Origin of the sequence: Mycobacterium sp. (assembly GCF_049281135.1) — a bacterium.
Classification (GTDB): Bacteria; Actinomycetota; Actinomycetes; order Mycobacteriales; family Mycobacteriaceae; genus Mycobacterium.
Genome location: NZ_JBAPRN010000787.1, coordinates 1 through 13,910 on the forward strand (window position 1 = coordinate 1; position 13,910 = coordinate 13,910).

8 protein-coding genes, 1 other RNA gene and 3 pseudogenes are annotated in these 13,910 nt (G+C 66.1%); 10 read left to right on the top strand and 2 right to left on the bottom strand.

Annotated elements, in window-relative coordinates:
- From WAN02_RS31195 to WAN02_RS31215, 5 genes and pseudogenes are all read left to right on the top strand, one after another.
- On the top strand, positions 1-1,183 hold a 1,183-nt coding region (locus tag WAN02_RS31195; protein WP_422269232.1), incomplete at its 5' end, for an HNH endonuclease.
- 48 nt (positions 1,184-1,231) lie between these two features.
- Positions 1,232-1,626: RNase P RNA component class A (gene rnpB, locus WAN02_RS31200), an RNA gene on the top strand.
- 126 nt (positions 1,627-1,752) lie between these two features.
- The gene (locus WAN02_RS31205; protein WP_422269233.1) at positions 1,753-2,370 is read left to right on the top strand and encodes a hypothetical protein; all 618 of its coding nucleotides are present in this window, start codon (positions 1,753-1,755) and stop codon (positions 2,368-2,370) included.
- A gap of 554 nt (positions 2,371-2,924) precedes the next feature.
- Positions 2,925-3,452: pseudogene (locus WAN02_RS31210) on the top strand (peroxiredoxin); the annotation flags it as partial.
- A 120-nt stretch (positions 3,453-3,572) separates the two neighbouring features.
- Positions 3,573-3,938 (top strand): annotated as a pseudogene (locus tag WAN02_RS31215) (DUF742 domain-containing protein); the annotation flags it as partial.
- Here the strand turns inward: WAN02_RS31215 and WAN02_RS31220 are convergent.
- Both WAN02_RS31220 and panB read right to left on the bottom strand, forming a co-directional pair.
- Positions 3,908-5,386, bottom strand: a complete 1,479-nt coding sequence (locus WAN02_RS31220) for a CHAD domain-containing protein (protein WP_422269234.1) — start codon at positions 5,384-5,386, stop codon at positions 3,908-3,910. The pseudogene WAN02_RS31215 and the gene WAN02_RS31220 overlap by 31 nt on opposite strands.
- Positions 5,387-5,429: 43 nt before the next feature.
- Positions 5,430-6,275, bottom strand: a complete 846-nt coding sequence (panB, locus tag WAN02_RS31225; RefSeq protein WP_422269235.1) for a 3-methyl-2-oxobutanoate hydroxymethyltransferase — start codon at positions 6,273-6,275, stop codon at positions 5,430-5,432.
- 183 nt (positions 6,276-6,458) lie between these two features.
- Between panB and WAN02_RS31230 the strand changes: the two genes are divergently transcribed.
- The 5 genes and pseudogenes from WAN02_RS31230 to WAN02_RS31250 form a co-directional block, all read left to right on the top strand.
- Positions 6,459-7,850 (top strand): WS/DGAT/MGAT family O-acyltransferase, encoded by a 1,392-nt coding sequence (locus tag WAN02_RS31230; protein ID WP_422269236.1) that lies wholly within the window; start codon positions 6,459-6,461, stop codon positions 7,848-7,850.
- 49 nt (positions 7,851-7,899) lie between these two features.
- Positions 7,900-9,459, top strand: coding sequence for an alpha/beta hydrolase (locus WAN02_RS31235; RefSeq protein ID WP_422269237.1), 1,560 nt, complete (start codon positions 7,900-7,902; stop codon positions 9,457-9,459).
- Between the two features lie 107 nt (positions 9,460-9,566).
- Positions 9,567-11,129, top strand: a complete 1,563-nt coding sequence (locus tag WAN02_RS31240; protein ID WP_422269239.1) for an alpha/beta hydrolase — start codon at positions 9,567-9,569, stop codon at positions 11,127-11,129.
- A gap of 48 nt (positions 11,130-11,177) precedes the next feature.
- Entirely contained in the window at positions 11,178-12,515 is a 1,338-nt protein-coding gene (locus tag WAN02_RS31245) for a glutamine synthetase family protein (RefSeq protein WP_422269238.1), read from the top strand.
- Positions 12,516-12,569: 54 nt separating this feature from the next.
- A pseudogene (locus WAN02_RS31250) lies at positions 12,570-13,910 on the top strand (bifunctional [glutamine synthetase] adenylyltransferase/[glutamine synthetase]-adenylyl-L-tyrosine phosphorylase); the annotation flags it as partial.

Consider the following 13,910-nt stretch of genomic DNA (forward strand, 5'->3'; position numbering starts at 1 on the left):
GGCGCGAGCGGCGGCTGCGTTAGACGCCGCACGCCGCGCTGCCGAGGCGGCCGCTGGAATGCCGGCCCGACGGCGGGGGCGTGGGGTCGCCAGCGAGATCGCGCTTGCCCGACTGGATTCGCCGGCACGGGGTAACCGGCACCTGGGCTTCGCCAAAGCATTGGTGCACGAGATGCCGCACACACTGGCCGCTTTGGAGGCCGGGGTGTTGACGGAGTGGCGAGCCACGCTGATCGTGCGCGAGAGCGCGTGCCTTGACGTCGAGGACCGTCGGGCTCTGGATGCTGAATTATGTTCTGACTCAGGCGGTCTGGCTGGGATGGGTGACGCTCGGGTGGTGGCAGAGGCCAAGACAATCGCTTACCGGCTCGACCCGCACGCCGTGGTCGACCGAGCGGCCAAAGCAGAGACCGAGCGCACTGTGAGCATCCGGCCCGCGCCCGACACGATGACGTATCTGACCGCATTATTGCCGGTGGCCCAGGGAGTGTCGGTATACGCGGCGCTGCGACGGGAGGCCGACATCTGTACTGACGGACGCTCGCGTGGCCAGGCGATGGCCGATGCGCTGGTGGAGCGGGTTACTGGCCGGAGCGCGGCGGTACCGACACCGATCGCGGTCAACCTGGTGATGTCCGACGAAACCCTGCTGGCCGAGTCGACTACTCCTGCCGACATTTGCGGCTACGGTCCTATCCCGGCGGCGATCGCGCGCCAATTGGTGTCGGGCGCGGTCGACGACGAGCGGTCACGGGCCACGCTGCGCCGACTTTATGCGCGGCCAGCGTCGGGCGCGCTGGTGGCAATGGAGTCGAGGGCGCGGTTGTTTCCGCGCGGCTTGGCGGCCTTCATACGATTCCGGGACCAGCGCTGCCGCACGCCGTACTGCGACGCCCCGATCCGCCATTTGGACCATGCTCGGCCGTGGGTGGCCGGCGGTCCGACCGACGAGCGTAACGGACTCGGCATGTGCGAACTTTGCAACTACGTCAAAGAAGTCGACGGCTGGGTGGTCAAACCGGCAGTCGGTGGAAAATCAAGGCACGCAGCAGAATTCACCACGCCTACCGGAATGGTGTATCGGTCGGGGGCACCTCCGTTGCCGAGATCGTCGGTGCGCATGGACATCAGCGAGATGGAAGTCGCCATCGAGATAGCACTCTCGCGCCCACACGCCGCATAGATGGCCATTGGCCTGCACATTCGCCAACGAGTACGGTGTTAGCGCGGACGAGTTGGCCGGGCGGCCGCGGCTCGTGCTCACGCAGCAGCGGGTCGAGGAAAGTCCGGACTTCACAGAGCAGGGTGATTGCTAACGGCAATCCGAGGCGACTCGCGGGAAAGTGCCACAGAGAACAGACCGCCACCCTCGCGGTGGTAAGGGTGAAACGGTGCGGTAAGAGCGCACCAGCATTCCGGGTGACCGGAGTGGCTCGGCAAACCCCACCCGAAGCAAGGTCAAGAAGACCGCACTACGGTGCGGTCGCGCAGGTGTTTGAGGGCTGCTCGCCCGAGCCTGCGGGTAGGCCGCTCGAGGCACCCGGCGACGGTGTGTCCAGATGGATGGTCGCCGCCGCGTTACCTGGTAACGCGGAACAGAATCCGGCTTACAGGCCAACTCGCCCGCCTTAGGCTTCTGAACTGCCTCGACCGCAGCACACCGCAGGTGGAAATGCAGTAGCGAACTACTGCCGTGCCTGGTCGGGGACACCAAGAAGATGCGCTCAGGGGGCTGAGAAGAGAGGAAGGCCCATGTTGCGCTCTCGTGGTCTCGGTCGGCTGGGCTTGCTGGCGGTGGGGCTGGGTATTGGGGCCACGGTGGCATCCACGCCAGGAGTCGCCTCGGGCGACTCCTCTACCGACTGGTCCTCGTCGATCGATCAACTGCTGGGTGGTTTGTCCGTCCCAGCCGCAGATCCGGCCGAGGCTTTGGATATGCAGATCTCCATTGGCGGGACCCTGTTGTTCCCCTACGAGGACAACACCGCGATCGCCATGGCGAGCCCGGGGAACATTGCGATCGCCATCGGCGACAACAGCTACGCCTCCGCTCAGAACGGTGCGTTCGACTTCGCATTCGCCGACGGCACCAACAGCTTCGCCGAGGCCGAAATCGGCAATTTCGACGTCGCTGTTGCCGACGGGGCCGACAGCGTCGCCAAGGCCGGCTTCTACGCTGAACCGATATCGGGATTGTTCTCTCCGACGAATTTCGACGCCGCCTTGGTCTTCGGTGACGGCAGCACCGCCCTAGCCGGTTTCGAGGGGATCGACAACAGCGTTGGCTTTTTCGACCTCGCCGCCGCCTTGGGCGACAATCTGCTGGCGCAAGCTATCGTCGCCCCCTTCTTGGTCGACATCGCGCAGTAGCGGGGACGAAATGAACGCCATGTTCGGGTGTCGCGTTCACCGTGGTTTTTTCGATACCGGCGCTTGTTCGTGAGATTCGCTTAGCGCGACGCGCCGATCGCCCGCCGGCGGTTCGAAGGCCCTAGCCCGATGATGAACGCTCATCGGATAACCGGGATACGCGGCACGGCCGCGGGCGGCCTGCTCGCAGTGGGATCCATCATGGTCGCCGGCCTACTCGTGGTCCCGTCAGTCGCACCGTCGCCGCGCACCGTCCAAGTCCGCGCGATGCAGCTTGTTGACACCGCTGATTCACCGCCCGGGGAAGGGGCCGGCATTCGTTTTCGGCGGCACCGGTGTCCCGATTCCGCCGCCTCAATTCGTGGATGCCGCCGACAAGCCCTGTTCGCGACCCTGGGAACCGCGGTCAACTTCACGGAACTGTTCTCGGCAGTTTCGGGCGCATGACAGGGTCAAGATGACACCATCCACGATTCCTCAGCTAGCTATTAGCCAATGATCGAATTATCTCCAGTCGTGCGACGCGCAGAGCTTTCCCGCGTTAGTCTTTGCCGATGATCGCGGGCGAGAAGGCGCCTGACTTCACTCTGTATGACCACACCGGTCGGCCTCGGAAACTGTCCACGCTCCTTTCCGACGGCCCGGTTGTGCTGTTCTTCTTCCCATTAGCGTCCTCACCGATCTGCACCGCCCAGGCGTGCCATTTTCGGAACCTGAGCGACGAATTCGCCAGGGTGGGCGCCAAGCGGGTGGGTATCAGCACCGACACCGTCGACAGGCAGGCTCACTTCGCCCAACAGCGCTCGTTCGACTATCCGCTGCTCTCCGACGCGGACGGCGTGGTGTCCGAGCTGTTCGGGGTGCACCGAGGCAGGCTCGCCAAGCTGCGTAGATCCGTCGGGACGCGGGATGAGACCCGGAGTGGTCGGCACGCGCGGCGCCGCGGCCTGCTGGCCCGGCTGCTGCCGGTCAGACGGACCACATTCGTCATCGACACCGACCGCACCATTCTCAAGGTCGTCGCCAGCGAGGTGCGCGCATCGGTGCACGCCGACCAGACCTTGTGGTACCTGGCGAACCGCCATGTGAGTCCGCCACTTGTCCCGGCGAAGGACACCGACGCGCATCAGCAGTCGGAGGGCAAGGGCGAGCCGCTCGGCGACGGGTTCGCAGAACCGGAAACCGTCGACGAGCCGAGCTTGGTGCGGCCATTCACGCTGGCGAAAGGCCGTACCTACGCGAGTGCCGAACTGGCAGTCGAGGCCCCGGTCGAAGTGCTCAACACCACAGCTAAGCCGCCGCGCTGGCGGAGAAATGATGTGCGGGGCCAGATCCTGACGTCGTGCGTGAACAGCCCCTCGGTCGCAGAGATCGCTTCCCGTCTGTCTTTGCCGCTCGGTGCGACGCGGTTCCTGGTCGACGACCTGGCGACACAGGGTTATTTGCGGGTGCACGCTCCGCTCGGTGACTCGATGACCATCGACGAACGACGTGAACTGATAAGCAGGACCCTGCGTGGCCTACGAGCACTCTCGGCTCAGCCCGACAGCTTGCCCACTGCCTTGTAGAGCTTGCTGAGCTTCGGCTCCAGTTGGCGGCGGGAATCGAGCGCCAGCTCGGCTTCCCGCTGGTAGAGCAGCCCGTAGGTGAACGTGTCCTCGCCCGCGGCGTGTGCGGCCTGCGCTTGTTGCACCAGGTGCTCGCGGCTGACCACGCTGTCCTGATGATCACCGAGCAGTGACTGCAGTTTCTTCGCCCGCTTGGACACCTTCTTCGCGTCGGTCGCATCCGCGGTGTAACGAAGTCGCTTAGCGCGCTTACGAATACGGTGAATCGCATCGTCACGGTCCGCCCCGCGGGCAGCCCGTCGCGCGGCCTTTGCCGCCTGGTAGACCTTCTTGCCGGCGGCGGCGACGGTCGCCGGCGGCAGCTCGTGACCGGCCGACGGCGCTTGGCCGACCAATGCATCCAGGTCATCGAGCAGTCGGAAGTAGCGCGGTAAGCGCAAGGCGGACAACGCATGCCGGAGCCCAGTCCGGTAACGCTGTTCGGCGCCGTCGACAAGCCGCTCCCGGATGGGCCCACGGACCAACTCCGGCGGCACATCGTCCAGAGCGTTGCGGTAACGATCGGCCAGGACTTCGGCGTCGCGGGCCACCCCTAACACGTTGCCCAGCTCGCGCAGTTCGCCGATGATCGGGGCATCGTCGGCTAGTCCGAAGGAATCCGGAGCGGCCTGGAGCAGGCTGCGGATCTTGCGGGCGGTCACCCGCATCTGGTGTACCGCGTCGTCGGCCTCGGCCCGCACCGCGCGGTCCCACACCAGCAGCTCGCCGATCTGTTCGGCCAGCGCCCGATGCATTGACTCGGCCGGTAAATCCTTCGGCGACGTGCCGAGTACCCGCGCCAGCTTGGAGCCGTGGCCGGCTGGACGCGCACCGGCGTCGAGCAGCCGGTCGCACAACTCGTCCATCAGCCCGGAGTTCACGCCGGGGTCGACGAGTTCGAGCTCCCATTCACGCCACCGCTGCTCGTTGGTGGTTCCGTCGGCGCCGTGGCCCGCTGTGACGTGGTCATCGCAGAACTCGGCGACCACCGCGTCGTCGGCGCCGTGCAGCAGACGAACCTGCCGAGTGGTGCTGATCCGCGCGACCGGGCTCAGCGGGCGGTCCCGCACGATGGCCAGCACCACATCCAGCAGCTCGGTGGGGAGCGTGGTGCCGTCGGTGGTATCCAGTGGCGCCCGCACCTCGGTGCGGGCATCGGGGCCCGCCGGCAGTTTCAGGTGCCAACCCGCGTCGAGGCCGCCGGTGCGACGGCGCAACGTCACGCGATTCAGCGCGAGATCTCGGGACGGCGTGTCGAAGTACACCGCGTCCAACGACTGCGTCTCGGCGTGCTCTACCCGGCCGACCGCGGCGATGCCGTCGAATGATGGCGGCTGCGTGGACTCGTCGGCATCGAACTTGCGCTCAACTTCGAGATAGCGCGATGTGCTCGCGCCGTCGGCGGACATGCTCGAGAGCGTGCCACATTCCGGTGGCCGCCAAACCAGGGGCTTAGAAGCTGTGCTCGTCGTCGGGGAATGTCGCTGAGGCGACTTCGTCTGCGTACTGCGTTGCCGCGCGGTGCAATTCGCCCCCGACGTCACCGAACCGCTTGACGAACTTGGCCGTCTTGCCGCTGGTGAGACCGGCCATGTCCTGCCAGACCAGCACTTGGGCGTCACAGTTGCGTCCTGCGCCGATCCCGACTGTGGGAATCGTCAGCTTGCCGGTGATCTGGGTGGCCAACTCGGCCGGCACCATTTCCATCACCACGGCGAACGCGCCGGCCTCGGCAACCGCGATCGCGTCGTGGATGGTCTGCTCGGCGGCATCCCCACGGCCCTGCACCCGGAAACCGCCGAGGGTGTTGACGCTCTGCGGGGTGAAGCCGATGTGTGCCATCACCGGGATGCCGGCAGCGGTCAAGGCCGCGATCTGCGGGGCGACCCGCTCGCCACCCTCCAGCTTGACGGCATGCGCGCCGGCTTCCTTCATGAACCGGATTGCGGCGTCGAGCGCCGCCGCCGGGCCCGCCTCGTAGCTGCCGAACGGCAAGTCTGCGACCACCAGCGCGTGCGGCGCACCGCGCACGACGCCGCGCACAAGTGGAATCAGTTCGTCGACCGACACGGGCACCGTGGTGTCGTAGCCGTAGACGACGTTGGCGGCCGAATCACCGACCAGCAACACCGGGATACCGGCGTCGTCGAATATCCGGGCGGTGGAGTAGTCGTAGGCCGTGAGCATCGCCCACTTATGGCCTTCGGCCTTCATTTTCTGCAGGTGGTGGACGCGCGTCTTGGTCCGCGGCGCAGCCTGCGAAGAAGAATGGGCACCGTAAACAGTCTGTTCAGACATCATTGTCCCTAGCTTTGGTCGGGTCGATCCTCGTGGCCCAACCGGGTCCCCGGGTTCGTCTGACCTGCCCAGTCTGCCACCTGCCGCCGCACATGTGGATAGCGAGCCCAGTGGACTTCCTCACACCGTCACCATCGTGACGATTCGGGCGCCCCCCTGCGGCAGCGGACATAGCATCGGCGCATGCAGCGCCTCAGCGGACTCGACGCCAGCTTCCTGTACCTGGAAACCCCATCGCAGCCATTGCATGTCTGCTCGATCCTCGAGCTCGACACGTCGACGATGCCGGGCGGCTACACCTTCGATCGGCTGCGCGACGAGTTGGCGTTGCGGATCAAGGCAATGCCGCAGTTCCGCGAGAAGCTGGCCGACAGCGCCTTCAACCTGGACCATCCGGTGTGGGTGGAGGACAACGACTTTGACGTGAACCGACATCTTCACCGGATCGGTCTGCCACCACCGGGCGGACGCGTCGAGCTCGCCGAGATCTGCGGTCACATCGCCTCGTTGTCGCTGGACCGCGCCCGCCCGCTGTGGGAGATGTGGGTCATCGAAGGCGTAGCGGAAACCGACGCGCAGCAGGGCGGCCGGCTGGCCGTGATGACCAAGGTTCACCACGCCGCGGTGGACGGCGTGACCGGCGCCGACCTGATGTCGCAGCTGTGCAGCACCGAAGCCGACGCGCCCGCCCCAGACCCGGTGGACGGCGTCGGCGGCGCCAATGAGCTCGAGATCGCGGTCACTGGCGCGGTCAAGTTCGCCGCGCGACCGCTCCGCTTGGCCAAGGCGCTCAACGGCACCGCCTCGTCGGTGATCAAGACGGTCATGCGGGCACGCAGCGGCCAGACCATGGCGTCGCCGTTCGCCGCCCCGAAGACCGCGTTCAACGCCAGCGTCAGCCCGCGTCGCAACATCGCCTATGCGCAGTTGGACCTCGGGGACATCAAGAAGGTCAAGGACCATTTCGACGTCAAGGTCAACGACGTGGTGATGGCCCTGGTGTCCGGCGTACTGCGCCAATTCCTGCTCGACCGTGGCGAGCTCCCGGAGTCGTCGCTGGTGGCAATGGTGCCGGTATCCGTGCACGGCAAGTCGGATCGGCCTGGGCGCAACCAGGTTTCGGGCATGTTCTCCAGCCTGCAGACCCACATCGCCGATCCGGCGGAGCGGATCAAGGCTATCGCCGACGCGAATTCGGTTGCCAAACAACATAGTTCGGCCATCAAGGCCACGCTGCTGCAGGACTGGTCTCAGTTTGCCGCGCCCGCGGTGTTCGGCGTGGCGATGCGCGCGTACGCCCGGACCAGTCTCACCAAGAGCAGGCCGGTGCACAACCTGGTGGTGTCCAACGTGCCGGGTCCGCAGGTGCCGCTGTATTTCCTGGGCAGTGAGGTCAAGGCCATGTATCCGCTCGGGCCGATCTTCCACGGCTCGGGCCTGAATATCACCGTGATGTCGCTGACCGGCAAACTCGACATCGGGATCATCGCCTGCCCGGATCTGTTGCCCGACGTCTGGGAGTTGGCCGACGACTTCGCGGTCGGGATGGAAGAACTGCTGCTCGCGACACGTTAGACGGCCCAGCAACCGGGGTCCCGCGCTGGCGCATGGCAGCATGTTGGGCATGGGGAGCCCTCGCCGCGGCAAGATCGCGCGCACGATGCTGATCTGGACCGTGATGGCGGTTACAGCGGTGACCGTGGCCAGCTGTACTCAGGTCGTCAAGGGTCGCGCGGTACTCGCCGGCCCCAAGGTCGGCCAGCCGATCGAGTGGGGCCCGTGCCGCGTTGCGGGCGGCGGGGCGGTGAAACTGCCCGGCGGCGCGCAATGCGGCAAGCTCGCCGTGCCTGTCGATTACAAACACCCCGGCGGTGACGCCACCACGCTGGGACTGATCCGTTTCCCGGCAACCGGAGACAAGGTCGGCTCGCTGGTCATCAACCCCGGCGGCCCGGGGGAGTCCGGCATCGAGGCGGCACTGGGCGTCGTGCAGTCGTTGCCGCAGCAGGTTCGGGAGCGCTTCGACCTGGTCGGGTTCGACCCACGCGGAGTGGCGGCGTCGCGACCGGCGATCTGGTGCAATTCCGACGCCGACAACGACAAGCTGCGCACCGAGACGCAAGCCGACTACAGCCCGGCAGGCGTCGCGCAGATCGAGGACGAGACCAAGGCCTACGTGGGCCGCTGTGTTGCCAAGATGGGCAAGAAATTCCTGGCGAACATCGGAACCGACAATGTCGCCCGCGACCTGGACACCATCCGCGAGGCGCTGGGTGACAGCAAGCTGACGTTCCTGGGCTACTCCTACGGCACTCGGATCGGCGCCGCGTACGCGGAGGCTTTTCCGAAGAATGTCCGGGCGATGATCCTGGACGGTGCCATCGACCCCAATGCGGATCCGGTCGAGTCAGACCTGAGGCAGGCCAAGGGTTTTCAGGATGCCTTCGACAACTATGCGAAGGACTGCGCCAAGTCGCCGGCCTGTCCACTGGGCACCGACCCGGCCAAAGCCGTTGACGTGTACCACCATCTGGTCTATGCGCTCGTCGACAAGAAGAACCCGAGCGTTGGCAGGCCGGCACGCACCAAAGACCCCCGCGGTCTGAGCTACAGCGACGCCATCATCGGCACGATCATGGCGCTGTATTCGCCGACGTTCTGGCACCACCTGACAACCGGGTTGACCGAACTGTCGCGCCACCGCGGCGATGTGTTGCTCGAGTTGGCCGACCTCTATATGCGTCGCGACAAGCAGGGGCACTACAGCAACTCCACCGACGCCCGGGTCGCGGTCAACTGTGTGGACCAGCCGCCGGTGAAGGATCGGGCAAAGGTCATCGACGAGGACCGCCGGTCACGTGAGGTCGCGCCGTTCATGAACTACGGGAAGTTCACCGGCGACGCCCCGATCGGCACATGCGCGTTCTGGCCGGTGCCGCCGACCAGCAAGCCGCACACCATCTCGGCGCAGGGGCTGGCGCCGACGCTGGTGGTGTCCACCACACACGACCCCGCGACGCCGTACCAAGCCGGTGTCGACCTGGCCAACGAGCTGCACGGCGGACTGCTCACGTTCGACGGCACGCAGCACACGGTCGTGTTCCAGGGCAACAGCTGCATCGACGACTACGCGTCGGCGTACATCGTCAGCGGTACTGTGCCATCCAAGGGGGCTAAGTGTTAGCGCCGCCGTGGGTCCGCTTCGCGAGCGAAACGTAGAGACCGCGCGGTAAATAACGAGATCAAGGTGTGACCAATGGGATCACGGCCTGTGGCCGACGCATGCCACGATTGACTGCCATGTGGCGCATGAGACGGCTGAGCTCTGCGCTGCTTTCATTTGGGTTGTCGATGGCGACCGCAATTGCGTTGACGCCGTTGTCGGGCGCGACGCCGGGATACGACGCGGGCCCCACGCCGAGCTCGGGGGCGCCCCAGCCGTCGTCGGCGCCACCATTGAGCTGGGGTAGCTGCGGCCAGGTCCTGAGCAACCCGCACGACGTTCCGAGCGCGCAATGCGGGACCGTCGTGGTTCCTGTCGATTACGCAAACCCGGGTGGCGCGCAGGTGCATCTCGCGGTGATCCGCATTCCGGCAACGGGCCCGCGGATCGGCGCGCTGCTGGTCAATCCGGGCGGTCCCGGGGCGTCGGCGGTCGACATGGTCGCCGCGATGGGCGGGGATCTGGCGGGCTCCGAGGTCAGCAAGCGATTCGATCTGGTCGGGTTCGATCCCCGTGGCGTCGGCCATTCCACGCCGGGGGTGCGCTGCCAAACCGACGCCGAGTTCGACGCCTACCGGCGTGAACCGATGGTCGACTACAGCCCGCAGGGTGTGGCGCACATCGAGCAGATATATCGGCAGATAGCTCAGCGCTGTCAGGCCCGCAATGGTTCGGCATTCCTGGAGAACGTCGGGACCGCTTCGGCCGCACGAGACATGGATTCGGTGCGCCAAGCCCTGGGCGACGACCAGATCAACTACCTCGGCTACAGCTACGGCACCGAGTTGGGGACCGCCTACGTCGAGCGCTTCGGCGACCACGTGCGGTCGATGGTGCTCGACGGGGCGATCGACCCGAGCATCGGCCCGATCGACGAGCTCATCAACCAGGAGGCCGGGTTCCAGACCGCGTTCAACGACTACGCCGCGGACTGCGCCCGCTCCACGGACTGCCCGCTGGGCACCGACCCGACCCAATGGGTCGTCCGCTACCACCAGTTGATCGACCCACTAGTGACCAAACCCGCGGCGACCTCGGAGCGGCGCGCGCTCGGTTACGCCGACGCCACCACGGGCACCATCAACGCGCTCTACACCCCGCAGTTCTGGAAATTCCTCACCAGTGGCCTGCTCGGTCTGCGCCGCGGCACCGATCCCGGCGATCTGCTGACGCTGGCCGACGAGTACTACGGCCGCGATGCCAAGGGGCACTACAACGGTTCGCAGGACGCGTTCAACGCGATCCGATGCGTCGATGCGCCGGAGCCGACCGACCCGGCGGCGTGGGCCGATGCCGATCGGCGGATACGTCAGGTCGCGCCGTTCACCTCCTACGGGCAGTTCACCGGCCAGGCGCCGCGCGACTTGTGCGCGTTGTGGCCGGTGCCCGCGACGTCATCGCCGCATCCGGCCGCGCCCGTGGCCCCCGGAAAAGTCGTCGTCGTGTCCACCACTCACGACCCGGCCACTCCATACCAAGCCGGAGTCGACCTGGCCCACCAACTCGGCGCTGACCTGATCACTTTCGAAGGCACCCAACACACCGTGACGTTCAACGGAAACGACTGCGTAGACGATGCGGTGGTGCGCTACTTGGTCGACGGCGTCGCGCCGGGAAACTTAAGGTGCTAGGCCGCGGCGGTAACACAAATTTAACGGTCGGTGCATATTGTTCCAGGTATGGATCGACAAAAGGAATTCGTGCTCCGCACCTTGGAGGAGCGGGACATCCGGTTCGTCCGGTTGTGGTTCACCGACGTGCTCGGTTTCCTCAAGTCGGTCGCGATCGCGCCGGCCGAGCTTGAGGGCGCGTTCGAGGAAGGCATCGGTTTCGACGGGTCCTCTATCGAGGGCTTTGCCCGGGTTTCAGAGTCCGACACGGTGGCCCATCCCGACCCGTCGACCTTTCAGGTGTTGCCCTGGACGACGCGTAGCGGCCACCACCACTCGGCGCGAATGTTTTGCGACATCACCATGCCCGACGGCTCGCCGTCGTGGGCCGACCCACGCCACGTCCTCCGCCGTCAGCTAGGCAAAGCCAACGACCTGGGCTTCTCCTGCTACGTACACCCCGAGATCGAGTTCTTCCTCCTGGAGCCCGGCCCCGAAGACGGATCTGTGCCGATCCCCGCCGACAATGCCGGCTACTTCGACCAAGCCGTGCACAGCGCCTCCAACTTCCGCCGGCACGCGATCGATTCCCTGGAATCGATGGGCATCTCGGTAGAGTTCAGCCACCACGAAGGCGCGCCCGGCCAGCAGGAGATCGACCTGCGCTTCGCAGACGCGCTGTCGATGGCCGACAACGTGATGACATTCCGCTACGTCATCAAAGAGGTCGCGCTGAACGAGGGCTCGCGGGCGACGTTCATGCCCAAACCGTTCGGCGAATACCCCGGCTCGGCGATGCACACCCACATGAGTCTGTTCGAGGGCGAGGTCAACGCCTTCCACAGCCCCGATGATCCGCTGCAGCTTTCCGACGTCGCCAAGTCGTTCATTGCCGGAATCCTCGAGCACGCCAGCGAGATCAGTGCCGTCACCAACCAATGGGTCAACTCCTACAAGCGGCTGGTGCTCGGCGGCGAGGCGCCCACCGCCGCGTCGTGGGGCGCGGCCAACCGGTCGGCCCTGGTCCGCATCCCGATGTACAGCCCGAACAAGACCTCGTCGCGACGCATCGAGGTACGCAGTCCCGACTCGGCCTGCAACCCGTACCTGGCGTTTGCCGTGCTGCTGGCGGCCGGGCTGCGCGGCGTGGAGAAGGGATACGTCCTGGGCCCGCAGGCCGAGGACAACGTCTGGGATCTCACTCCCACGGAACGGCGGGCGATGGGTTATCGCGAGCTGCCGTCCAGCCTCGACGAAGCGCTGCGAGCGATGGAGGGCTCCGAGCTCGTCGCGGAAGCGCTGGGGGAGCACGTCTTCGACTTCTTCCTGCGAAACAAGCGCGCAGAGTGGGCGAACTACCGCCGTCACGTCACGCCGTATGAGCTGAAGACCTATCTTTCGCTGTAGCCGGTGTCGGTGGCCCGCTCAAACACCGGGTCGATCTGCGCTACCGTCGAAGGCGTGAATCAACCCGTAACCGAACGGTCGAAGGTGCCCAGTGTGGGCCGACTCGGGTTGGTCGACGACCGTGCGAACGCGAATTTGGCTCAGCTGGGTTGGAATACCGAAGAATGCGTCGACGTGCTCTGGTCGCTGTCGCGCGCACCAGACGCCGACGCCGCCCTGTGCGCGACGGTCCGGTTGGCCGAGGCGCTCGGCGACGGCTGGGCAGAGCTCAACACGGCACTGGGCACCGAGCGCGGACTGCGCGGCCGGCTGTTCGGTGTGCTCGGATCGTCGCTGGCGTTGGGGGATCACCTGGTCGCCAACCCGCAGTCATGGCATCTGTTGCAGGGCGATGTGAAGCTGCCCACGACCGAACAACTGCGCGCCGGATTCGTTGAGTGCGTCTCTGAACCCCCAACCGCCGCAGGGTCAGTGGTGTGGCGGCTGCGCGCTCACTACCGCGACCGGCTGTTGGTGCTGGCCGCGCTGGATCTGGCGCCGACGGTCGAAAACGAGCCCGTGTTGTCCTTCCAAGCCGTCGGCGCCCACCTTGCCGACATGGCCGATGCCGCGTTGGCGGCGGCGCTGTCCGTCGCTGAAATCACGGTGTGTGGGGACGCCACGCCGCCCCGGATTGCGGTCATCGCCATGGGCAAATGTGGTGCGCGCGAATTGAATTACGTCAGCGACGTCGACGTGATCTTCGTTGCCGAACCCGCCGATCAGGTGTCCGCGCGGATAGCCGGCGAGATGATGCGGTTGGCGTCGGATGCCTTCTTCCAGGTTGACGCCGGCCTGCGACCGGAAGGCCGCCACGGCGAGCTGGTTCGCAGCCTCGACTCGCATATCGCCTATTACCAGCAGTGGGCCAAGACCTGGGAGTTTCAGGCGTTGCTGAAGGCCCGGCCCGCGGCCGGCGACGCCGAACTGGGCAAGCTGTACATCGAATCGCTGATGCCGATGGTCTGGAATGCTTGCGAGCGCGAGGATTTCGTCAGCGAAGTCCAGGCCATGCGGCGACGGGTGGAGCAACTGGTGCCCGCCGACGTGCGCACCCGCGAGATCAAACTCGGCAGCGGCGGGCTGCGTGACGTCGAATTCGCGGTGCAGCTCTTGCAGCTCGTGCACGGTCGCACCGACGAGTCACTACACGTGGCTTCGACGGTTGACGCGCTGGCCGCTCTAGGGGCTGGCGGCTACGTCGGTCGCGACGACACCGCGAATCTGACCGCCTCTTACGAGTTTCTTCGGCTGCTGGAACATCGGCTGCAATTGCAGCGCCTCAAGCGCACGCACATGCTGCCGGCGCCGGGGGACGACGAGGCGCTGCGCTGGCTGGCGCGGGCGGCTCATGTG